The organism is Fluoribacter gormanii, assembly GCF_900156395.1.
Lineage (GTDB): Bacteria > Pseudomonadota > Gammaproteobacteria > Legionellales > Legionellaceae > Legionella > Legionella gormanii.
The window spans coordinates 1-23,926 of the sequence record NZ_FTNL01000033.1; the positions used below are offsets into that span (position 1 = coordinate 1).

Here is a 23,926-nt window from a genome sequence, read left to right on the forward strand (position 1 = left end):
CCCTCACCCTCGCTGCGCTCGGGTTCGGGATGACGTGGGGAGTTACCATTTTACGGTATAAACTTTTAGTTATTCCATTTGATTTACTAAATACCGCCTTCATGGCAGGCTTTGCAATCTGAGCGGGTTCATAAGATGGTGCGTTACGGAGCGTATCTGCGCCAAAAAGCGAATATTGCTTCAATTGTTAAATCCCATCTCATAAGGCATATTTGGAGTGACTTAGAAAATAGCTATCTGGAAAGTAGGCGAATAATACTGATCCGTTTTTTATGGTATTGATAATGGATTTTGCCTGACTTGCAGCAACTGCAGGACAGCCCCATGAGCATCCAGCACGACCAGCTTCTTTGATATAGGAGGGCTCCACATACCACGCCCCATGGACTACAACCCGTCGCTTGTAAGCATTAGAATTCAAGTCTTCTTCCAATCCATCAAGGTTCAACGAGTAACCATTATGGCCAATGTATGTCCCTTCAGTAATATAGGTTCCGAGGCTTGATTGCTTACCACTTATTTCGTTAGAAAACTTATAGGGTACAGGACCGTTTCCTGAATTTTGTCCATGTGCAACATAGGTTTTAAGTACTAACGTATCTTTCTGCATATTAAAAATCCACATACGATATTCATTGGATGGGACAGAGAAGTCGATAATAGTTAGCATTGTATTTTTAACTTTGCCTTGTGCAAAAGCTTTTTTATAGGCTCTTAAAGCAAGCTTAATCACATCTTTGTTTAATTTAGGATCGGTTTGGGTTAGTTTATTTATTTCTATATCTATTTGATCAGTAGCAGTATTTTCTCTTTGTTTTATGTACTTATTTGAAGTTGAATATTGATTTTCTAATACTTGGTTTAATAAAAAAGCGATTTGGGAAATCATCATGCCTCACGTGCTCTTGAGTTAAAAATAAAGTCTCGATTAATGGAGAATCTCCTCACCATAAATATGAAGCTAATTGAAATAGACTAGATTTTTTGAACTTTTGAGGTCACTTTAGCGATGATTGAACATCTTTATTTTTGCAACATGCCAGAAGTATTTTTTCAATTCTATAACAAGCTTGAAATAATTAGGAACGATCTTGTAGTTCGTCTTTATTTATAAAAACATTCTTACAGTGTAGCACAAATAAAATCATTATGTTTTAAGTTAAACCAATTGATGAGCAAGTAGCAAGAAAGCATAGAACAGTTGTATCCGACACAACCGTCAAATTATAATATGCGCAAAAAGCACTAAAAAGGTCAGGACTTGAATTTTGAGCCATAATGCAAAATTCGAGGCCGTTACAACACTATCTTATTTTATTTCAAATATTAAAAGATAGTGTTGAAATTAAAGCCATATAAAAAGGAGATGTTTAATTGCAATCATTTTAGCGGAGCGAATTAAATACCTCGTATTTTAATCGCTCTACTTAGCAACTATTTTTGAGAAGGAAATTTTTCAATATGACATTCGCCTTTACGACCAAAATATGATGCGAACTGTCCATCAATCCAAACCACATAACTCGCACAACCTCCTGCAATAATGCGACGTAAGAACTCTGGATAATCAATTTCGTTGTGTTGAATACTACGTATCGCAGCATTAATAGTTTCCGCATCAAATTGCTCGGTCAAGCATGGACAGTCTGCAAATGATAACCGTTCAATATAGGTTTCCCCATTGTTCGCATAAAAGACTTTTTCCAGACGAACAAGGTCTGCATGATATCGCTCAATGTTAATATCTATGAGTTTTTTCACGGTCTCTGGAAATGATACTCTTCCTTCAAGAGCCCCTATCGTACATTCATGAATTATTTTGCTGTTCATTTTTCCCTCCTATTCAATTGGATGTCTGAGCATCTGGTGATGCTTCGCAAGTTTTTTTAAAACGGTAAGGAGCGTTTGTCGCTCAGATTCTGTCAAAACAGAAAAAAACGTTTCATCATTCTCATCTGCAAGAGCAACTAGTTCAGGAATCAGAGAAATTGATTTAGTAGTCATTGTAATGTTCTGGTATCGACGATCACCTGTTGCTTCTTCACGAGTAACCAACCCCTTACGAAGCAAACGATCGATAAGCTTTGATATAGCACCACGAGATAATCCTGTTAATTCTGCAACTTTACTTGGTGATGTTGTATCATTATCACGATACATTTCTCGTAAGATAACCCATTCTGCGACTGTAATATTGCTTGAATCGAGTTTTCGAGCAAAAGAGTGCGATACATTGTTCGAAACAAGCCGCATCCAATAGCCAATGTGAGAAGTTAACTCACTCACCTTAATTTTAGTTATTTTATTCATTATTAACACCTCCACTTAAAATATAGTTTACTAGTAAACTATTGTCAAGGAAACAGATGAAATAAAACACATCAAGTTAGGTGGATGCATCTCTAGAATTTCTATGGAGAAAGAAAAATTGGTTGCTGGAAATTTGCGTATTTGAGTACGACACTGTTATACATCGCAGGACATTACAGAGGTTTAACTCGATAAAATTTGTAATAAAATAAATTATTCTGGGCCATTAGGACATCAAGTGGCTCGGCTTTTTATCCACGTTATTTATCTTTCGATTTGATATACTCAGGTATTATTTCGTACGGCATAGGTTTATCAAATAAAAAACCTTGATAAAAATCAATGTCATAATTTTTAATAATCTGCAGTTGATCTTTTGTTTCAATCCCTTCACAGATAATTTTTATCTTTAGCTTTTTAGCCATCTCACATATTTTCTCCAATATGATTTGCTTAAATTCATTTGAATGAATTTGACTAACTAATTCTTGATCAAGCTTAACGTAATCAGGTTGTAACTCAGTAAGTAAGTTCAAAGAGCTATAACCGGAACCCAAATCGTCAAGAGCAACACAGTATCCTTGCTCTCGGTAATAATCCATTATTTTTAACAGATGCTTTTTATCTTTAACCTCATCACTTTCAGTGACTTCAAATACAATTTGTGACGGTTTGATAGAGGTTTTCTTTAAGGCTTGATTTGTTGTCGTTAAGCAAAAATGAGGATCATAAATCGCTGTTGGATTAAAATTAATGAATATTTTTTTATCAAAAACATCAATTTTACTCATATTTTCAATATGGCATATACGTGCCTTTTTATCTAATAAAAATAGCATGCCACTGGATTTTGCCGCTCCCAATATATCTAATGCAGGTATGATAGTATTACCCTGCGTTCCTCTTAGCAGGCATTCAAAGCCATAGGGCTGAAGTGTATTACTATGTACTATCGATTGGCAAAATGTTGCTAATCCTTGATTTTCAATGAGTCCAACTAGCCATTGTGATAGACATAAACCGACAATTTCTTTGAGTGTATGTGTATTATTTAGCACTTTCTCTATGCTTCTATCCGGAGTATCAATTGGCAACAAAACAGCTTTGCTATCCTCAAGTTCCGCTTGCGAGAAACATCGCTCGAGGGCATGGCCTATGTCTTGTGCTTCCTCAGCGGAAAAGATTAACTCAAGAATTGAATTCTCTTTTATTTTGACATCATAATTATTTTCAGTTAAGTAAGTTAATAGCTTTGAATAAGAATGGCCTCGTGGAGTTGAGATGAGCAAATGATAAATTCCAGCCAGTTTATAAGATGTCGCTAAATCACATTTTTGACAAGGCACAATATTTTCCTTGATTTATAATTTTTCTCCTGATCTTTATTATAGAATAATTTTTCTTTTCCTTTGACCTTTAGAATTAAGAATTTTGGAGGCATTATGATGCCTCCACCCAAGTTAGTAAGGCTCTGCAGCAAAAAAATTGACTCCTGCTGTACGAATTGCATTTTTGCTCGAGACCGTTCACTCCATCATTAACCGGCCAATAAGCTATCTTCGTTTAATTCCATCGGGTAATACCAGCTTCACTTTTCTATCGATTAAATCTCTGACGTCATAGAGAGGTAATGGTTTTGAAAAATAAAAACCTTGAATCTCATCGCATTGCTCATTGATTAAAAATCGTAATTGTTCGGCATTTTCAACGCCTTCGGCAATTACTTTTATATTTAAGCTTTTACATAATGCAATAATTGCTCTCACAATGCCCGCATTTTCTCGGTCGAAAGGTAATCCATCAATAAATGATTTATCTATTTTTATTCTATTGGGTCTGAACCTCTTCAAATATTCAAATGAACTATATCCAACACCAAAATCATCAATAGAGATGGTGGTACCAATTTTTTGAAGTGATGAAAGCACATCCATACTACGGATGGGATCACTCATCATTTGTGATTCAGTAACTTCGATCTCGAGGAAGCTAGGCCGCAAAGAGAATTTCTCTAACATTATCTTAATAAAATGCTCAATCTCGAATTGTTTTTGAAATTGACGGGCAGAAAAATTAACAGATACTGGCATATTTAAATCAGTAAATGGAAAATCCCGGCAGATTTGCAGTAATACCCATTTGCCAATGTAAACAATTAAGTCTGATTGTTCCGCGACATTTAGAAATGAATCTGGCAGCAGCAATCCTCTATCAGGACTTTGCCAGCGTAGTAATGCTTCAAGGCCGATAATACTTCCTGACTCTATATCTACCTTGGGTTGATAATGTATTCTAAAATCGTTTTCACTGAGAGCCTTTCGTAAATCGCTCTCAAGATTAATGGCTTCTGTGACGGTTTTTTGGAGTGTTTCAGAAAAATATTGCACACAATCACCGCCTCTTGATTTGGCATGATTAAGTGCTATTGTTGTATTTTTCAATAAAGAAAGGTATTCAATCGCATCATAAGGATAGATGGCCACTCCTATACTTAATGTTAATAAAATTCGTTTATCTTGGATATTTAACGGTGCTTTGACAATTGCTTTTATTCTTTCTAATAGCGGTGCAATTTCTTCAGGTCGTTTGATATTGCATAACACAAAAGCGAGTTGTCCCCCACCAATATTTGCGATTGCACTGATTGTGTCAAACAAATGCTCATTTAACTTTGAAGCAATATTCCCAATTAATGAGTCACCGAAACTAAATCCCATGGATTCATTGAGATTATGAAATTGATCTAAATTAATTATGATGAGCGAAACTGATTCATTTTTATTTTTACTAATTTGATTTTGTAAAAATGCTTCCAAACCAAATCTATTAATTAGTCCGGTTAAATTGTCATGATAAATCATGTATGACATTTCTTCTTTACTGATTTTACTCTGAATACGTTCTCCAAGTATTTCAGATATTCTTTGCAACATGTGAATTTGTTCATGGGTGAGATTTTTTATCTTTTTTGAAAAAAAAATAAGCACACCAAGTGCGTTGCCCTGATATAAAATAGGTATGCCAAACGCGGTCTTAAATCCAGCTTTTGTGATGAGCTCACCACGAATGAATCCTTTGTTTTTCCTATAATCATTTGCTAGAGTCGGTAGTTTAGTTCGTAACACTTCTCCCTGAAACCCTTGATTGGCTGGAATTTTTAGCTGATAGGATGCCTCATAAAATTCTTTGGGTTCATTATGGAGTCTGCTCCAAATCTTAATGCAATATAATAAACCCGATGATTGTTCGACTAGCCACACTTCTGCCTCATCCCATTCGAAGCTTAAACAGCTTATTTTCAATATTGCCTCGACAGCAACATCAATACTTTTTTCAGTTTGCGAGACACTCAAAATTTGATCATAAATCAACATTTCCTTTCTCGCATTCATAAATCCGGTCATATCAGTCAAAAAACCCATGATGCAGTTTGGATGACCTTGAGCATCGTTAATCAACGTGGCTCTATCAGCGATGTACACTATAGTGTCGTCTGGCTTTTTAATTCGATATTCAAGCAATATTTCTTTTTTTTTATTTTTCACCATCTGGAATAATGACTCTATTACATTTGACTTATCTTCTTGATAAATCGATGAAAACCATAAATCTGCATTTTGGTAGATCTCTTCAGAACTAGAACCACAAAAAAGCTCTGCTGCTTTATTGATATAGTTAATTTTTTTTAAATCTAAGGAAAATTGGTAGAATGGGACAGTCACATTATTGATATATTGAATAGCTGAGTCAGGTTTTTCTTCTAATAATTTTTCATACTCTTTAATTTTACAAAGTAAACTATCGCGCTCCGCAGCGATCTTTTCTAATTCAGAGAGTGTTATTTTATTTAGCACCATGATTCACGTCTCCCACTTTTAAAATTAAATCAGCGACATCAATCTCTCATCAATAGATTGGACTAGGTTGCCCAAACTTAAGCACTCTCATTTACAATAGTGTCTTCCTATATTTTAGGCATAAATTTGGTAAAAGAGTGTAGATTGTGATCAAATAAATGTAACCGGATTCATTAAAAACCATCTTAATGGTTATAAACAAATCGTAAAATACCAATAGCTTAGCTGGAAAGTATCGAATAACTTTAGTACGTTAGCTAATTTATTGGATGCAAAAGAAATTAATTTGGTCATTAAAATCCGCATTAAAGCAAAAAAGACCCCACAGAACATTTTATTGCATTAAGTGATTTAGTTTAATAGACCAATGGATATTTTAAATTTTGCGCCGTGCATGAGTTCGGGAGTATTAGGCCACCGAGTATATTGGCCTAATATTCCCTGATCACAGACAAACTATGGATTTGGGGCTGAAGTACTAATCCCTTGTGCCGAAGTAATCTGAACTCCGCTACACCAAGAATTATCTGCCGCAGCACAGCTGATGTCTGCAGCAGTTGAAGTTAATGGTGCAGGCTCGTTCAACGTGAAGTGATACAGTATATGATTTGAATCCTCTAAAGTAATCTCACAAGGAAAAGAACTATTCGGCAGTTGGAGTGAGAATGACTCCCCTCTTCCAAGTTGACCTGATGATGCTGTCTTTGAGCAGACGCCATAATGCGTAAATATAGGAAGAGGTCCAGGTGGCGGTGTGCCAGGACTCACTGTTATTACTTTTTGCTTATCATATTGTTGGGGATTTGTTAAACCGATATCACCTCCGACTGTTACTACAAGTCCATTTCCTGTCGTCCTAATAAAGCCCACTGCATCGTCTACAGAATATGCATAAACATTCATGCGCAACGCTCTATGTATCAGCTGAGTATAGGGATTAAAATCTTGAGCATAACCTACAAAGTTATACTGCAGGGCTGAATAAGCATCAAAATCGAAGCCGCTGCTCGGTAAAGGAGTGGCACAGAACGAAACATACCCATAAATGTGTTGAAGTAGTTCTGCTGTCGTTGGTAAACCCTCATTATCACAAGCATTTTGATAGTTTTTAACCACAAATAAATTATTTACTGTCAGACAATTTGCATGGTTTGGATTCGAAACATTTGCTAAACAGTCAATCCAATTATTTGTAAGCTCAGTTGTTTGAGGACCTGTAGGTGTTAGCTGTGAGTTTCCTATTACCACATTGTAAGCTCCAGGAGCTCGAGGGTAAGGGAGTCCTGCGTAAGCAGGCCATGATGTTTCAGCTAAAAAGGTGTTCAAACTATTTCTAAAGCTCGTTAAATCCAGAACAGTTCCAGTATAACCAACCAAGTTTGAACCATAGGGCTCCATTGCCACTGGCAAATACACTTGATCTACAGCTGAATAATCATAATTAACGATACTAAGATTGATTGGATAAGGGACTGAGGCAGCTGTTATAACGTCAGCAAAAGTGTATTCTGTGAGCTGCTGTGGATCATTGGTTGGCATAATTCCTGTTGCACTAAATACCTCCGTTTGTGAACAACCACTAATACAGGTCGGACCAGGAGAGTATAACGTAACAGGGCTAACACCCGGCTCACTTTGAGTTTGTACTAAGTTAGATTGCACATCATAGAGGTATACACGCATCGAAGACCACCAATCGACGTAATGGTCAGCTATATCTCCGCCTGATGGATTAGGAACCAAATGGCTGTAAAATGGTACCGAAACCAATGCTGTTTGCTTAGGAGGTATCCCATTAGTTCCATTAACATAGACCCGATGCAATTTTGTAGCTTGAAATCTAAATTTATTCACATCGGTGACTGCAAATAGTCCCTGCATCCAAGGATCTCTAGGTAACGCTACTGACGGCACAACTCCAGATATTGGCGCCTCGATAACAGGATAGATAGTCTCTGAAGTATTATTGTAAAACGCAAGTACTTTAATGGGTACTGTTGATACTTGAACAGTAATTGCTGCTCCAACTACAGGGGCTGCATCATCAGCTGTTGCAGTTATTCTTACCACTGTGGAACCGTTTACTCCAGATAAACTGAATGAACCTGTTTGAGATCCCTTAACCGTTCCTGGTCCTGCAATTACTTCAAATAAATAGGTAACAGGATGATTCGAACTGTCTGTGGCATTTGCGGTGAAACTGCCAAAACCATTTTCAGTATTATCTACTTGTGCCATAGCACTGTTATAGCCTGGCCAGGTAATTCGGGGAGACTGAATAGATTGATAAGTCTGGTCATCTTGAGTTTGAGTAGGCATCTCATTATTTGTAGTACTGCGAATAATAGGCTCAACTGCATAGCCAGTTATCGATAAAAAAGATGAGATGGTAAAGATAAAATAACGTATATAGTGTGTCACAAACCTATCCTTAAAATAATTACAACAATGAAACTTCGCCAAACTAGAAAAGCGATTGTATTGCTAGTTAAAGAAATATGCGCCGCTTTTGCAGAACTAAAACGATAAAGTCGATCCATCATAGTAGCTCCGGAAATGGGGTGTTGAGAATAACTGCTTAGCTAATTTAGCGCAACACCTCTGTCCCCCAGACTATATGAAATAAATTGCTGCCAGCGAGATATGTCTAATTTTGATTTTCGCCATAAGCAGATGTAGTGAGATATCATAATGATAATCATCTATGATTCTGCGATTTTAAAATTAATTTACTTAGAAGAACACATTGGAAAAGGATGAATCATCCTACTAACTTCATATACCCACAAGCTATTAAACTGAATATAAACAGACTTATCCACAGAAAATGTGAATAACTTAAATCAGCGAATGGGTATTAAAAAATAGAATAATGCATATAAAGCAAGGACTTATTTAACCTTGTTGTTTATTGATTAATTATTGATTGAAATAAATATCCACAGGCCTGTGGGTATTAAAAAGAGAATTAAGGGAGTGCTATATTATACAATTAAAAAGTAAAATAACAGTCTTGACTAAAATTATTTTTTAACTATTTAACGCCTGATTTTGAATAAGCTGTGGTTCGCAAACAAAACTCACTAAACATACGGCCATTTTTGAGAAAGGTTAGCTCATAAAAACCAGGTTAGAAGTATTCTCCTATTGTAATCCATGCAAGGATTCATTTATGGTACTGTAATCAAATTCAAATCCATTCTCGAGTAATCTTTTCGGCGATACACGTTCAGAGTCAGTTAATATGACAGATGACTCGCCAATTAGTAATTTTAAAACTGAGTCTGGCACTGGTACTCCTGGCCCCGATTTAACCATTCGCAGCTTTTTCAAAATTTCAGAATTAGTGCATGGTTGCGGAGCAGTGATATTTATTGCTCCATCAATAATATTTTCGTTGTTAGCAATAAATTCTATAGCTTTCGCAACATCCTTAACATGTACATAAGGAACATATTGATTACCAGAACCAAATCTACCTGCTCCAAAAAATCCAGCGTATCTATAGTAAGGAAAAAGACCACCAGAATTCGATAGAACATGTCCAAGTCTTAAATTAACCACGTTACAATTTGCCTTATTTGCTCTATTTTCAATTTCCTTGCAGACATCCACTCTGAATTTTGTTCCAGGATCACTGCCCTCGACTGATTCGTTTTCTTCTGTCAAAATGGTATCGCCAGCATTTCCATAAAACCCAACAGCTGAAGCTTGCAGATACTTTAATGGTTTTTCGCGAGCTTTATCAATGTTGCGAATTATTGTATCAATTACACGAAAGCGTGATTCTGCTATATCCGATTTTACAGAAGGAGTCCATCTTTTAGCACCTGGATTTTCGCCACTCAAATTTAATATGATTGTGTTTTTATCAATTAGTTCTGACCAATCTTCATCAATTTGTCTAACTTTGACGCCTTCAATATTTATTTGTGTATCCGAAGAGCGACTTAGACAATATACGTCATACCCTTTTTTAACAAACTCCAGACACACCTCTTTTCCGATCATCCCGGAGCCACCTGCTATGATTATTCTCTTATTCTGGACAAAATCGATTTTATTCACTTGAAAGTGACCATAGTAATGCAATAAGGTGCCAATCATAGGAAAGGAAATTTTGCCATCAAATTCCCACCCCTGCTCTGTTGGCTTTTCAATCCACTCTGATTTTGGTAATAAAAACGTGGGTAATGGTATTTTGAATGAATCAAAAAATGTTATACCTTGGGATTCATATTTTAACGACTTATCTGGTTGTAGCCGTATGTTGTATATAAAACGAATCGCTTTGTCTAAAACCCCTCCGATGCCTTCACTTAAATGCATTTGTCGATTAAACCCGCTGTAGAGCGAGTGTGTAGTTGAATATGTTTTCTGTTGCGGTGTATTATAGCCAAACACCCTGTTCCAGCGTTGTACATTTTTAGATAAATTGATTACCTCAGCGTAAAATGGTTGCTGATTCATATCACTAGGCAAGCCTGAAAAATATCCGATTATTTTTGCTAAAGATGTAGGCTTTTCTACGGTAACAGCACCTAAACCACTACCCCCAATGCGTGCAGTTTTAAAATCTTTTACCTGGTTATCAAGTAAATGCGCATCAGGAAAAGCGTTACCAAATAAAGAGGTTGGATCCTTATCAGTTATCGATAATGGAGGGGCTTGCCAGTATGTTGACTTTGTTGATCCACCCAAGCTAAACGATACTAAATAGTCAAATATACCGCGTTGTAATGATGGAAAAAACTGAGTAGCGGTTCGCATAGCACCGTTTCTTAACATTCTAAGTAATGGATTTTGAACTTGTCCTACTGAAGCAACCAAATCCGCAACACTTTGAACTGTTTTAGCTCGAGGTTTTCGTTCTTGTTCGTATTCAGATATACCTTTTAAATAGTCAACTCGATTCAATTTAGATGCCAAGCAGGCTGCATCTTCGATACACAAGCCAGCTCCTTGAGCAATATTCGGTGCAGTAGCATGAGCTGCATCCCCCATCAGCACAACTCGATTGTCCCGTGATGTCCAGGGAAACTGTTCAACCCCTTCAATTTTAGCAATATCAGTTCTGATTATTTGACTGGTCAAATTAATTAACTCTTCATAATCAACTGCGACATCCCCCGAATCGGCGCGAACAGGTTTCCATTCTCTAACCAAATCGTTTAGAAATTTCTTAGTATCCTCGTCAACTAACTTAACTCCATTAATTGGGGATAGATATTTGTGATTCTCTTGTGTTTTAACAGCGATAAACCAAAAAGCATTTGGTGGTTTCAACGGAACATAACCAAACCGAACTTCATGATTGCCGTACTTTTTAGATTGGTACGTTCCCCATGTTTCAAATGATGATGACCACCATTTATGTTGGGTATCTACAGGGAGCTGAACATTTGCACGAAAATAAGTATAACCAAGATCGGTCTCATGAACAGGTGGTCGTTCTAATTCAGACATCAGACAATTTCTGATTTTTGAGTGGATGCCATCACAAGCGATTAGTAAATCGCCTCTATATGATTTATTCCCATCAAGAGTAACCACAATTTCATCTTTGTCTCTTTTATATCCATCGATTTTTTGTGATGTAATAAGTTCAACATCATCTCTATTTTTTAAACCTTCTAACAACAGATTGATTAAATCATCTCGGTTTAAACATTGCACAGGAAATCGGGTACCAAAATCATCACTTGCTCTTGCCAATATCCGTCCATTCGAATCCCGGTAACTAGGAAAAGGCATAGGATAAGCGAATTGTTGAATAAAATTTTGATAATTTGGTATATTGTTCAATACCAACTGACTTGGCGGCCAAAGACCAATACCTCCGCCAATACTCCCTTGGTTATTGCTTAAGTTAGATCGAGAGTCAAATATGGTGACGTGAAATTTTACATTTTTATTAACTCGAACTAATAAATTAGCCAGAGTTAAACCCGATATACCCCCACCTGATATTAGAACATGAACTAGTTTAGGCACTTTTTTCACCCTCAATACTAAACGCATCACATCATGAGCACGAACATATAGTCAAAGTTTTATACCATTATTAAGAGCATGTCCATAGAGTAACGCCAAAAATCTGGCGTTACTGTGCAAATTTTAAACCTGTACGTTTTTAAAGTATTGAAGATGTAGCAATTGATTTTTTGAAAGTAACAATCAAATTTGAATCTTTTGTTTTTGTGGTCATAGAGTTAGGATCGTACCCCTGAGGTAATTGAAATGCTTGGCTGTAATTGCTCTGCGTGTAACTTACACTTTTACTATTATCTACTTCACGTGTAATTTTTTGCGTTACGTTTGAATTCACTATTAACTGTCCCTCTTTGACAGAGACATCAACTTTACTATCAGCACCTTTTGGTAATTTTATTTTATAAATAATCTCATTTTTACTTTCTTTAATTTCAATGGTATTTGTACTGCCAAATGGTATTTGATTGGGTTGATTCGCCAAATTATGCTGCATTTGTGAAAATTGACTTTTCATAAATTGATCCATAGCTCGTTGCATTTGAACCATTTGCTTCAAAATATCATTAGGCGATTGAAAAAAGGGATCATTATCAAAGGGATCCAAAGTTACTTGCTGAGTACTCTTTTGCACTTGATTATTTTGTTTTGCCTCAAGTGCTCTGGCTCCTGCTGATATCATCGAGATGAGAGGAACAGAGATTAAAATAGGAAGTAGTTTCTTTTTCATTTAAATCTCCTTTCTAAATTGGGATATCAAAAATTCAAGTTTTTCGATAAGTAATTATGAGCTAATAGTTATCACCCTAATTTTAAAAGTTCTCTTTCACTTTATTTTATTTCAAAAGAGTATTTGATATGTAGGGGCAAATTAGATAGTTTCAAGTAATCAAAGCTAGACATACCTAATAATTCGATAATTATTTTGTGCTATTTTTGTACTAATAGGGTAAATTTTTTAGAGAATTAACGTGCTTCAAAAAACTGAATATATTAAAATTTGGAGTAACATTTGGAACGATCTCACGAAGTTGATTTGTGCTCTTGAAAGACTTAAAGCAATTAAAGCCTTACTCAAAAATTAGACGCTCCCTCCCAAGAGAACAACAAAGAAGTTCATTCTCATGCCTCTGTTTTATTAGACGGCCGGACAGGGGAGCTCCTCATGTACTATGCTGAATTCACTCCTCTTTATAAGGAATTGCAATTGACAGTAAAAAAAGAAGAGGAGCAGGTATTGCGACTCGATATCGGAAATACAGGATTTTATTAATCTCCCAATTTCATCTACCGTTTTTAATAAATACATTAAGACAAAAAGCATCTTAGCGACTGCTTTGTATCTCTAATTATCTGTATTTATTGATTTTATTTAAAATATTATCTATCAATTTAATATTCACTTAAGGATCCTTACATACAATAAGCCCCATTTTGATTCATCTTAAATTCATCCAAGGGGGTGTTTGTGTCATTTAGAATAGAGCTTGCATCTAAGGAAGGCATTTTTATTTATTTAGTCGTGATAAACGACGTAATTAATGTCAATTTTGAAACAGCTGACCCAGCTGATAAATATCTGGCTGCGCAAATGCGAGAACGATTTACTCATTTGTTGTCTGCACATGCGTCACTGGAGCATCTTCAAAACATGGTGCGTGGAGAGGATGCTGAGCATATAAAGCGACACCATGGAATTAAAAGAGAAACACAGATAGTGCATATACATTATAGTTTTGACCAAGATATCACACCTGAATTACTAGAACACTTTTTTAATCAATTAATTATTGCTCAAAAGTCACCTGAACACCCAAGTGATCAATTTATTACTGAAGATCAGGTGAAACAAATGGTAAAAACTTTTGGTATATTTTATGCTGAATTTAAAGGTTCAAAGTTTGAAAAGGAATGTTTAAAAGAACGTGAATTAACTAAACAAGAAAAAGATAGTCTGATACAACATGCCAAACAAAAAACGACGAGTCATTTATCTAAAAGAGATGTAAGTCAATTGGAAGAGTGTGGGATTAGTTTATCTGAAATTCCTAAACCAAGTCAGCAACCAAAGCAAGATTCCCCTGCCCCCTCATTCCGAACTATCGATATAAATGAAATTGATATCCTAGCTGAATTAATTAGGATTAACACCCAAATCAGATTATCTGGATTTAGATCTGGATTTTTCCAAAGTCAGCCAAACTCACCTGTTGAAAAACCAAATATTTCGACTGGTTTTGGAGGATTCAAGCCTGGATTTTTAATGACTAAACCTAATTCTAGTAAGGATCAGGCATCTGAAACAATGGAATCATATTCCCCGCAATAAAAACACTAACTTTCCTATGAATTATTTAGGTTGTTAATATAATACCGCGACTTGTCGCGGTTCTTTTATTGACCAGGCATATTCATAACTCCGCTGGCCTACACTTACTTCAATCCATTGTTAATAGATTCACCAAAACAGTACCGTAAGAAAAGAGTGATGGAAAATTAATTTTCAAAGTGTCTAGAGTGTATGTTCATCTCCTTATGAAGCACATACTACATTAGTGGGCTGCCATAACTCATGACTCAGAGTCCAGAACATTCCAAAATCTCGTTTTCACGTTGCTCAATATCATCTTTTATTTTTTATTCTAAAATCATAATTATGGTAGTTTTCTCAGAACAAATGGAGGCGTTATGAAGCATTCCAGGATGCCCGTTTTATTTATTGGACATGGAAGTCCTGTCAACGCAATTGAAGACAATCCATTCACAAAAAAACTAAAGAAATTAGCAAAGAAATTACCTCGTCCAGAGGCAATTCTTTGTATTTCCGCTCATTGGCTTACTGCGCGTACCTGGATTAGCCACACTCATTTTCCTAAAACAATACATGATTTTCACAAAGGTCCTTCTGAATTATTTACTGTGAACTATCCAGCCAGAGGTGCTCCAGAATTAGCAGAGAAAATCAAAGCAGCAATTCAAACACCCCATATTCAGCTTGATGAACATTGGGGGTTTGATCAAGGTATTTGGATTGTTTTTATCCATATGTATCCTGATGCCGATATACCCATCATTCAACTTAGTATTAATATGGCAGAGCCAGCTGATTATCATTATGAGCTTGGTACTCGTCTTAGACAACTGCGTAATCATGGAGTACTCATCGTGGGCAGTGGAAATATTGTTCACAATGACAAAATGATCATTTGGGATAATCAATATGCGCCCCCCTACCCATGGGCAGTTGAATTTGATGAACAAGTAAAACAATGTATTATCCAGCGAGATTATAAACCTCTGCTCGAAGAATTACCTTTTACGGAGGTTGGTCGGTTAAGTAATCCAGCCCCTGATCACTATTTCCCTTTGTTGTATGCTTTAGGAGCTTCAGATATTAATGATTCAGTACGCTTTGAATTTGAGGAAATTCAATTTGGCTCGGTTTCCATGCGGTCTCTCAGTTTAGGCATTCCTAGTTCAAGATACCCAATTTGATTTTTGATGGACAAATCGAGACAATATTGTACAGTCATAACGTTTAATCTATACTTTTTATAGTTAGAACGCGCAGAAACGCTATATTTTAACCCGCCGACTTTAATGACAACCCCAAACGTCGGCTCTTGAAAGGAATCTTAAATGTCTATTTCAAACAAACCACTTCATATTGATATACCAGTGAAACTCAAAGAGCTAAAAGCAGTATTCAGTGTTGGTTCCCTGGTATTCGAAGGCGACCTGCCGGCATCGATTTTCCACATTCAACTCATCAAAAATGACATCTCTGATTGGGATGCTAAATCAGAAGTGATCGTCGTCTTTCATACCAATGCTGGGCATGTGGTACTCAACGATGAACTGTATAACACCGAACGAAATATCGCGACAGGCAATCCTTATAAAGAACTCATTGCCGATCTAATAAAGCGCGGCGTGCAAGTAGAGCTATGTGGAGCTACAGCAAAGGCTCATAATTGGGGAAACACCGATTTGCTCCCCGGAATCAAAGTCACCACCGACGCTATGGCAAGGTTAATTGAACTCGTTCAAGAAGGCTTCGTAAAGATCACAGAATAACCAAAGGGATAGAGAGAAGTTTAATATAGATTCCCGCCTGCGCGGGAATGACACAATATATAAAACATTTTACCTATTAATGACTCTAAAGAGGTACAAGATACCTTAGGCTGTTAAACCCATCTTGCTCTATCTATTAGATTTAAGCTCTAAATCCGCATGCCTAGCATCAAACATGAACATCACCATATAACAATTCGCCAGTATATTCTGGTGAATGCAGACAAGCATAAGCGACCCATATAAAGAACAGGGCAACGCAGAACATAACAGCCCATCCAGGAATTGGCCCCAATGCAGCATTATCAACAATTCCAAAGAAAGACATTGTCATTTCCTGACGCCCCCCAACGAGTTGTAGTTTTGAGGAAGATATTTTCAAGATCCATGCCATCAGCAAAATGAGGAACATCCACACATAATTTCTACGTAATCTTCGTGATATTGCCGCGCCGAAGCTCATAAGAAAGTGTGGTTCAAGCAAGTCTTGCCCAAGAACTTGTGCCCAAGGCTCTTCCATTGTTTTGGTTGCCATAAACATAGGAGCAAAATAATATCGTTCGATCATACGCACACGTGCTCTATAGACGTCAAAGAAACGATACCGCCTCGACTCAATGAGAAGAAGTAGCAGAACAAGCAACATTGCAAACAGTAAGACTCCGTGATGAGCTGATGGAGTCGATAAAGACAGCGAAAGCATTGCAGCCGCAGCGGTGATTGCCCAGTTGGTCGTTCGATCAATACGGTCTCGCCATCCGGCCATTCGAGCAATCTCGGCTCGATGATAATGGGCCAGCACCGTGATAAATTCGGATGATGTTTTAGGAAGTGGAGGGTTCTCGAAACCAGCCATGCTCTGTTCGCCTAATTGTTGTTTTTCGTGCTCCATCGCTACCTCCGAAGTGAAAGATAGAATCTTTGCAACATCAAATTTGATTAAGATAGTTAGGTTTTAACTTACAGCTCTTTGATATTATAGTAAAGATTCGTCTCCTTCATTTCCTTCTGAAAATCACCCCTATTGGTACATTGAAGACTAAACCGGGAATGTTATGTTCTTTATTGGAGGGACTCAAAAACTATTCTTTTCAAATTTAATTAAGCCAATGCAAAAAATGAACGTAACGTGTTTATTTTTTTTTAGATTGGACTCTATAATGAGTCATTATGTCACAATATGGGGCAGATACTATGGACAGTAAAATTGAAAAGAAATCATTCACGCTCACAATGTTAGGGACGCTCACTGACTTTACCCCCGAGTTAAAACAAACAGCTAAACCTACCCCCTATACCAAAGGAGCCAAAGTAAAAGATTATCCTAAAGGAGAAACATTGAGTGTGGTTACTTCTTTAATTAAAACAAAAATACCTGCTAAAACGTCGAAGGTAGATGGCAAAGATCCCTATCCCTTTCAGGCTGATGAACTGACCGTAATTAATGGGCCCAAAACGGATGGTGCTAATGTAGGAGAAAAAATTGGCTTCGGTCTGGCGGCAATTCTAAAAGCAATAGCTCGCGGGCAAACTTCAATCAACATTATTGCTCATAGCAGAGGCGCTGTTGAATCAATTTTGATAGCCCATGAATTAGAAGCGATACAAACAATTATTGCACCATCGGCTACTTTTGAAGAAGTGTTAAAGCAGTTGTCTGAACAGCAAGTCAAAAGACAAAAAGGTACCCCGACAAATAATACACCAGATATTATTGAGCCCTTAAAATCTCAAATTAATCTGATACCTAAAGAAGAGCAAGAGCAATGGTTTAACGAGCTAAAAGCATCTCTACCTAATGCTTCAATAAACTTTTTTGGAATAGATCCTGTCCCAGGAGATTGTTTTCCAATTACCTGGTATGACGAACGATTTTTTACTTTACCTGAAATTATAAAAAATGTTGAATTGATTTATTACGCAAATGAGCGTTCTGATTGGGGATTTACTCCAATTTTTCCTGAAGTAGTCTCCAAAGAAAAACAAAATTTTGTTCGATATTCCATGCCTGGACATCACGGCACTGGCTCAAATGGAAATGATGGTTCTCAACAAGGAATAATTGTCTCTCCCGATGGTTATAAAACCACCCATGTCCAAAAATTAATGATATATAAACTAATTAGTTTCTTAAGCAAGCAGGATGTAGCGTTTAATGATGCTACGCAGATCTTTCATCAATATACCGCTTTAGGTAGAAAATATTCGGCAAACAATAACGAACCGAACTCAATTAATGTGGCCGAACTCGATTTTCCTGAAATTTTACGAAAACTTTATACCGCGATTGCCAAAAATCAAATTGGGTATGATGCATATAACTCAACCCATTATTCTTATATGGGACTCACCAAGCAACGCAGAACTTTGCTTAAAGGGCATATTTATGGGTTCTTCAATGACATTTTTTCGACATACTCTGGCTATGTTAATGAGGAGCATGCCTTATTAATGCAAGCACATTTCTTTAAAATTTTTGGCCTTGATACTAAAAGAAAAAATCTTGCTGATATGATTGCCACCGCAAGTTCAATTCTTGAAGAGAACATTAAAAAAATAGCCAACAAAGAACATTCTATCCTGGATTCTGAAGTAACTCGCAAAACGGTTTTGGAAACCTTTGGCATAGTGATTCAACAGGTTAGCCAGCAATTTTTAACGGATGATTGGACTTCTATTGAAAAACAAAAAGAAAAAGAAATGCTGCACCAAGCTATTCTTGATATTTTAACTAAATTTCAAGAACTATCTGTATCTGATAATGGTACGATTAAAAAGTTTGTGGAAGAACTTCTTAACTTAAGCTTCACTCGCATAAACCATACATTGATGCTCCAATCGCAGGGATTAGAAAAAGATTTTAATTGCTTGCAAGAATCCATAGATAATCGTTTAATACATTTTTTTAGTGCTTTATTAATGCAAGCAAATCAGAACGAAAACAGTCCCTCTGTTATTCTGGATGAAATTATAAATTCCGAAGAATATAAAACATTACCTAACCATCCATCAGCAATCAAAATAACTCATATCTATAAAAAACTCGATGGAAAGGGTCTGGAAAAATACAGTATCGAGCAACTTACCAAGAGTTATGAGGAACAATTTGCTAATACTATTGAAGATTTTGCAAGGCTTTATCAACAAATTCAGACTCTTCTCTATGACTTGGCTGCTATGCGTTATATGGTTCCCAGCGATAAAATTAAATTAGACGAACTGCTCTTACTAAATCAAGCTAATGGATTAATTGCAACAGCCGCAGAACGCTTTTATAAAGACAGACCGCTGTCACTTCCCCCCATTTCGGAATCAGAATTCATGAAGTTGACAGAAGAACACGCCGTGAAGCATTTTGGCATAGTTGATCGCAGAAAAGAAAAAAGTAAAGAGCCTGAAAAAGTAAATCTAGAGACAAGCAGTGCTTTTTCAAGAACGTTTTCTTTCTTCTGGAGTCCGATGTCCAAAATGTTCTATGGTTCCCAAGTTACCACCTCTGCTAATGGGGAAATCGCCCCCAAGGATGAAATCATGTCGATTCCGAAATAGACATGATTTAAACATCACCAGGGGCGTTATGCGAGTAAAACACATTGAAATGTAAAAAAAGGTTTTACTCTAAATACGCCCTTCTTTACGCTCGATTTGTATACCATCCTTTTCTTCTAGACTTGCTCTATTCTTACAGTCTAATCAAGTTCCAGGACCCATCTAATTTGTTGGTTTAAATTAATTGGAATTTCAGATAACAAATCCAATCGAGGATCCTCATAAATATTGTCATCAGCATAGATTGTCTTATAATGCGAAATAGTCATATCCCGTACTTTATTTATCCATTGAATTTGTGGTGCAAATAAGTGAATCATCCCCTCTATCCAGCGATCCAATATCTGCCAATAAGAACTATCATTTTTTTTCATTTTAAATTTCTTAATAAAACTCAACGTATGTTTCGCATCATACCAAATCTCATTGGATATCCATCGATTGATGCTAAATAAACGAATAGGTTCTCCATAACGATTCATTGCAATGGCAACAATGTGTGTCATGGGATTATCGCTGTTTTTATCCCAATCAGGTAAAGGTGTTGGTCTAATTTTTTTCGAAATATATTTATAACGCAAAAAACAGTGGAAATGTCCATGTTCTTCTGTCTCAAAATTCTCACGATGGCAATGATAAAAATATTGAGCACCAGTATCGTAATCAATCCGATCGCCCTTTGGGTAATGATCCATGTGTTGATGGCGACTATTATTGCCTAAAGTATAATGAATGATATTTCGCCCTTCAGGAGTAATCATTTGTTGTTGCGCTTCAAGAAGCTGCTGGGCATAGCGCAACAATTTCGACTTTTCATATTTTGTTAATTCAGGGAGGCTAAATTGGGGAATTACTATCATTTTAATCATCCTGATGGTCAGAATATTTCGCTATTCTTTATTAAATTTTGCAATCAAGCCAATTTTTATTAATCAAAAATTCTGTATATAAATTCTCTTCTTCACTTCCTGGCTCTGGATGCCAATCGTATACCCAAGCTGCTTGGGGCGGTAAAGACATCAGAATCGATTCAACCCGTCCTCCTGTTTGCAAGCCAAAAGCTGTTCCTCGATCGTGAATTAAATTAAATTCAGCATAACGACCTCTTCGATACAGCTGAAAACTCTTTTGTCTTTCTGTATAAGACATACTTTTTCGACGAAGAACAATAGGACAATAAGCTTTGGTATATTGATTCCCTACGGCCTTTAAAAAATTAAAACACGTTGCAAATTCCCACATATTTAGATCATCAAAAAATATTCCACCAATACCCCGAGGTTCATTTCTGTGTTTAATGTGGAAATAATCATCACACCATTTTTTATAACGCGGATATATGTCGTCACCAAAACTATCACAAGCCTCTTTCGCCATAGTGTGCCAATAAACACAATCATCTACGAATCCATAATATGGAGTTAAATCAAAACCGCCTCCAAACCACCAAATAGACTCAGCATGTTCCTTTGTGGCTATAAAAAATCGAAAGTTAGCATGCGACGTAGGCACATATGGATTGATTGGATGGATTACAATTGAAACACCAAGGACTTCAAACTGATACCCACTGAGTTCAGGTCGTTTTTCCGTGGCGGAAGCAGGCAAGTTCCTGCCCCTGACATGCGAAAAATTTACCCCGCCTTTTTCAAAAACATCCCCATTAGATATGACACAACTTGTTCCATATCCTAGATTTGGATCGTCCCAATGATCTGATAAAAAGTTAGCTTTATTATCTATGGCAAGCAATTCATTACAGATTGATTTTTGTAATTCACCTAGATAGGTTTTAACTTGTGTGATTTGATTCATGATAGCTCTCAGTATCTTAAAATATAGCTTTATTAGAATTCTATGAGCCGATGAAATTTATCGCCTTGATCTACATCATGGAAAAAATTTGTATTATAAAATTCATTTGCGATTTATAATATGCAATTTAGACATTGCTTGTCTTCATGATAGTTCAGATATGATAAACTTTGATAATAATCATCCAACATGTGAACATTGCACATTTTCCCCTTTTTGTACCATAGAAGAAAAAAATTCACGGTGGATGAGTCAAATTAATCGTGCAGTAAAACAGCACTACCATCTAAAAAAAAATGAAGTCTTATATCTTCCTCAGAATACCTTTCGAAACATATACGCGATTCAACGTGGAAATTTAAAAACATATCAGGTCGATGCGGATGGAAATGAATTAATTCGAGGATTCTATTTTTCGGGTGAAGTCCTTGGTTTTGAAGCAATTTACACACGACATTACCTTTTTTCAGCAGTGGCATTATCTGATAGTGTTATTTGTGAAATTCCTTACGATAATTTCCTGGAATTACTGCATTTAAGCCCTCCTCTGCAAAAACATATTTTATATTTAATGAGTCAGCAACTAAATGTTGGATCTTATTTATTCTCAATCACTGCAGAACAACGGCTTGCCGCTTTTCTAATTGATTTGTCCTACCGATTAAACCCATCAGAAATGCAAACGACGTTTCTACTGCCAATGTCTCGTCAAGACATCGGTAATTATTTAAGGCTCACAGCAGAAACGATAAGCCGCCTTCTCTCTCAATTTAAAGAAAATAAAATTATTGCGATCGATCATAAGAAAATTGAATTTCTACAATTGGAACAATTAAAACTTATTGCGGATATGAACGATGGTCGCTGCAAAATTTGAGACATCATATCAATTCAATTTGATATCATAATATTCACACCCAGGATCCAACGGTTATTTACATTTCCATGATCTAGATCAATGTCATTTAAAAAAAAATAATTAAAATACCTCAAAAAGATTATAGGCTGCATCATTAGGCTTTATACCGACAATTATCGAATTTTCTACCCACTATTTTTAATGCAACTCTATAACTATTTTACTAAAAATTGTTTCACGATAAGGTCTGGCTCTCTGGATCTTTAAGTAAGAAGTTCAATTTATGGTTTTATCAACTTGGAAAATCCCGTCAATTTTGACCGGAGTTCTATAAAGGTAGTATCTTATGAAAAACGCTCAGTCAGATAAATCATGGAATCAAGTAAAGGGAATAAAATCATCAGTGGCCCGCTCCATCATACCTAGTGAGTGTTACAAGCAATCGCAGGTCAAGACGCTATTCTGGTATTTTTTTGATTTGACACTGTTTTTATTTGGGCTTTCCTTAATTTTTTTTAATTCTCATCTGGAATTAAAGCTAATCGGTGGAGTGATTTCAGGTGTAGCCACGGCAATGATGTTTGTTTGGGCACATGATGCGGCACATGGAGCACTTCTTAAAGACAGTAAAATTGCCGAAGTGCTTGGAACAATCGCGATGCTTCCCTCATTAAACATTTATCGAATGTGGTCCTATGGCCACAATAAAGTTCATCATGGATTCGCCTCTTTTTCTCCAATTGATTGGATATGGCGCCCGCTAACACGTACTGAATATCAATCACTCTCTATTTTGCAACGCGTTCTTTATCGAGTAGAGCGATGCTTTTTCACTTGTGCTTTCCATTATTTACGGCGAATCTGGTGGGAACAAATGCTATGTTTTAATCCTGGTAAAGACAAACAGCAAAGCCAATATTATCGAAAGGGTAAACTTATAGTGCTGTTTTATGGGCTAATGATGTTTATCTTGGCATATATTTTTGCAGGAGGCATTGCTGGTGTTGCTTTAGCCGTAATTTTACCGTTCATTATCTTTAATTATTTTATTGCAATCATTATATACCTGCATCATACCCATCCCGATGTCCCTTTCTTTGATTTAAAAACCGAATGGTCTCATTCTGTGGGTGCTTTATATTGCAGTACCGTTATCCATACTTCAAAAATATCAAGAGTGTTATTACACAATATAATGATACATATACCCCACCATTTGGATCCAAGAATTCCTTTTTATAACTTACCGCAAGCACATAAGGCATTAAAAACCAAATATGGCGAATACTTTCATGAATATCATTTTAAGTTGCGTTATGTATTAGATATTTTCAAGAAGTGCAAATTATATGATTTTGAAAACAAATTGTGGATGACCTTTAAGGAAGCCACATAATTGAGGCTTTACCACACATTAAAATAATACAGTAAAGAGCAGATTGTAGTATGTAGGTTAGGCATGATTTAT

18 protein-coding genes are annotated in these 23,926 nt (G+C 36.4%); 6 read left to right on the forward strand and 12 right to left on the reverse strand.

The genetic code is table 11. The features are described 5' to 3' along the window. Positions 1–199 precede the first annotated feature (199 nt). The 9 genes from BW930_RS15475 to BW930_RS15515 form a co-directional block, all read right to left on the reverse strand. Positions 200–889 carry a murein L,D-transpeptidase catalytic domain family protein gene (locus BW930_RS15475; protein ID WP_058467727.1) on the reverse strand — a complete coding sequence of 230 codons (690 nt, stop codon included), beginning with the start codon at positions 887–889 and terminating at the stop codon, positions 200–202. Between the two features lie 545 nt (positions 890–1,434). Continuing rightward, entirely contained in the window at positions 1,435–1,830 is a 396-nt protein-coding gene (locus BW930_RS15480) for a DUF1398 family protein (protein ID WP_058467726.1), read from the reverse strand. Positions 1,831–1,839: 9 nt separating this feature from the next. Continuing rightward, positions 1,840–2,310, reverse strand: a complete 471-nt coding sequence (locus BW930_RS15485) for a MarR family winged helix-turn-helix transcriptional regulator (protein ID WP_058467725.1) — start codon at positions 2,308–2,310, stop codon at positions 1,840–1,842. Positions 2,311–2,570: 260 nt separating this feature from the next. Beyond that, positions 2,571–3,656 (reverse strand): EAL domain-containing protein, encoded by a 1,086-nt coding sequence (locus tag BW930_RS15490; RefSeq protein WP_058467724.1) that lies wholly within the window; start codon positions 3,654–3,656, stop codon positions 2,571–2,573. A gap of 207 nt (positions 3,657–3,863) precedes the next feature. Continuing rightward, positions 3,864–6,167 carry a GGDEF domain-containing phosphodiesterase gene (locus tag BW930_RS15500; RefSeq protein ID WP_058467722.1) on the reverse strand — a complete coding sequence of 768 codons (2,304 nt, stop codon included), beginning with the start codon at positions 6,165–6,167 and terminating at the stop codon, positions 3,864–3,866. 456 nt (positions 6,168–6,623) lie between these two features. Then, a complete protein-coding gene (locus tag BW930_RS15505; protein ID WP_058467721.1) occupies positions 6,624–8,588 on the reverse strand; it encodes a hypothetical protein in 1,965 nt (654 codons plus the stop codon). Beyond that, positions 8,585–8,710: a hypothetical protein gene (locus tag BW930_RS17455; RefSeq protein WP_265656757.1), complete on the reverse strand. Its 126-nt coding sequence runs from the start codon at positions 8,708–8,710 to the stop codon at positions 8,585–8,587. Before BW930_RS17455 ends, BW930_RS15505 begins: the two co-directional genes overlap by 4 nt. Positions 8,711–9,311: 601 nt before the next feature. Then, positions 9,312–12,161 carry a TIGR01777 family oxidoreductase gene (locus tag BW930_RS15510; protein WP_058468040.1) on the reverse strand — a complete coding sequence of 950 codons (2,850 nt, stop codon included), beginning with the start codon at positions 12,159–12,161 and terminating at the stop codon, positions 9,312–9,314. Between the two features lie 139 nt (positions 12,162–12,300). Then, a complete protein-coding gene (locus tag BW930_RS15515; RefSeq protein ID WP_058467720.1) occupies positions 12,301–12,888 on the reverse strand; it encodes an Hsp20/alpha crystallin family protein in 588 nt (195 codons plus the stop codon). Positions 12,889–13,626: 738 nt separating this feature from the next. On the opposite strand from BW930_RS15515, the gene BW930_RS15520 reads away from it, so the two are divergent. The 3 genes from BW930_RS15520 (at position 13,627) to BW930_RS15530 (ending at position 16,235) form a co-directional block, all read left to right on the forward strand. Beyond that, positions 13,627–14,487 carry a hypothetical protein gene (locus BW930_RS15520; RefSeq protein ID WP_058467719.1) on the forward strand — a complete coding sequence of 287 codons (861 nt, stop codon included), beginning with the start codon at positions 13,627–13,629 and terminating at the stop codon, positions 14,485–14,487. Positions 14,488–14,846: 359 nt separating this feature from the next. Beyond that, positions 14,847–15,653 (forward strand): 4,5-DOPA-extradiol-dioxygenase, encoded by an 807-nt coding sequence (gene ygiD / locus BW930_RS15525; protein ID WP_058467718.1) that lies wholly within the window; start codon positions 14,847–14,849, stop codon positions 15,651–15,653. A gap of 144 nt (positions 15,654–15,797) precedes the next feature. After that, positions 15,798–16,235, forward strand: a complete 438-nt coding sequence (locus tag BW930_RS15530) for a DsrE family protein (RefSeq protein WP_058467717.1) — start codon at positions 15,798–15,800, stop codon at positions 16,233–16,235. A gap of 169 nt (positions 16,236–16,404) precedes the next feature. Here BW930_RS15530 and BW930_RS15535 read toward each other — a convergent pair whose 3' ends face one another. Continuing rightward, positions 16,405–17,127 (reverse strand): DUF2270 domain-containing protein, encoded by a 723-nt coding sequence (locus BW930_RS15535; protein ID WP_058467716.1) that lies wholly within the window; start codon positions 17,125–17,127, stop codon positions 16,405–16,407. Between the two features lie 278 nt (positions 17,128–17,405). Between BW930_RS15535 and BW930_RS15540 the strand changes: the two genes are divergently transcribed. Continuing rightward, positions 17,406–19,784, forward strand: a complete 2,379-nt coding sequence (locus BW930_RS15540; RefSeq protein WP_238587846.1) for a hypothetical protein — start codon at positions 17,406–17,408, stop codon at positions 19,782–19,784. 140 nt (positions 19,785–19,924) lie between these two features. Here the strand turns inward: BW930_RS15540 and BW930_RS15545 are convergent, their stop codons facing one another. Further along, positions 19,925–20,644, reverse strand: coding sequence for a DUF6969 family protein (locus BW930_RS15545; protein WP_058467715.1), 720 nt, complete (start codon positions 20,642–20,644; stop codon positions 19,925–19,927). A 40-nt stretch (positions 20,645–20,684) separates the two neighbouring features. After that, a complete protein-coding gene (gene hemF, locus BW930_RS15550; protein ID WP_115266205.1) occupies positions 20,685–21,599 on the reverse strand; it encodes an oxygen-dependent coproporphyrinogen oxidase in 915 nt (304 codons plus the stop codon). A 160-nt stretch (positions 21,600–21,759) separates the two neighbouring features. Here hemF and BW930_RS15555 point away from each other — a divergent pair, with 160 nt between their 5' ends. Both BW930_RS15555 and BW930_RS15560 read left to right on the forward strand, forming a co-directional pair. After that, a complete protein-coding gene (locus BW930_RS15555; protein WP_058467713.1) occupies positions 21,760–22,476 on the forward strand; it encodes a Crp/Fnr family transcriptional regulator in 717 nt (238 codons plus the stop codon). 328 nt (positions 22,477–22,804) lie between these two features. After that, on the forward strand, positions 22,805–23,854 hold the full coding sequence (locus BW930_RS15560; protein WP_058467712.1) for a fatty acid desaturase: 1,050 nt from the start codon (positions 22,805–22,807) through the stop codon (positions 23,852–23,854). The last annotated feature ends 72 nt before the right edge of the window (positions 23,855–23,926 follow it).

Bases quoted from the DNA above. Each gene is read 5' to 3' on its own strand.
- BW930_RS15475 (WP_058467727.1), bottom strand. From the start codon at position 889: ATGATTTCCCAAATCGCTTTTTTATTAAACCAAGTATTAGAAAATCAA.
- BW930_RS15480 (WP_058467726.1), bottom strand. From the start codon at position 1,830: ATGAACAGCAAAATAATTCATGAATGTACGATAGGGGCTCTTGAAGGA.
- BW930_RS15485 (WP_058467725.1), bottom strand. From the start codon at position 2,310: ATGAATAAAATAACTAAAATTAAGGTGAGTGAGTTAACTTCTCACATT.
- BW930_RS15500 (WP_058467722.1), bottom strand. From the start codon at position 6,167: ATGGTGCTAAATAAAATAACACTCTCTGAATTAGAAAAGATCGCTGCG.
- BW930_RS17455 (WP_265656757.1), bottom strand. From the start codon at position 8,710: ATGATGGATCGACTTTATCGTTTTAGTTCTGCAAAAGCGGCGCATATT.
- BW930_RS15515 (WP_058467720.1), bottom strand. From the start codon at position 12,888: ATGAAAAAGAAACTACTTCCTATTTTAATCTCTGTTCCTCTCATCTCG.
- ygiD (WP_058467718.1), top strand. From the start codon at position 14,847: ATGAAGCATTCCAGGATGCCCGTTTTATTTATTGGACATGGAAGTCCT.
- BW930_RS15530 (WP_058467717.1), top strand. From the start codon at position 15,798: ATGTCTATTTCAAACAAACCACTTCATATTGATATACCAGTGAAACTC.
- BW930_RS15535 (WP_058467716.1), bottom strand. From the start codon at position 17,127: ATGGAGCACGAAAAACAACAATTAGGCGAACAGAGCATGGCTGGTTTC.
- BW930_RS15540 (WP_238587846.1), top strand. From the start codon at position 17,406: ATGTCACAATATGGGGCAGATACTATGGACAGTAAAATTGAAAAGAAA.
- BW930_RS15545 (WP_058467715.1), bottom strand. From the start codon at position 20,644: ATGATAGTAATTCCCCAATTTAGCCTCCCTGAATTAACAAAATATGAA.
- hemF (WP_115266205.1), bottom strand. From the start codon at position 21,599: ATGAATCAAATCACACAAGTTAAAACCTATCTAGGTGAATTACAAAAA.
- BW930_RS15555 (WP_058467713.1), top strand. From the start codon at position 21,760: ATGATAAACTTTGATAATAATCATCCAACATGTGAACATTGCACATTT.
- BW930_RS15560 (WP_058467712.1), top strand. From the start codon at position 22,805: ATGAAAAACGCTCAGTCAGATAAATCATGGAATCAAGTAAAGGGAATA.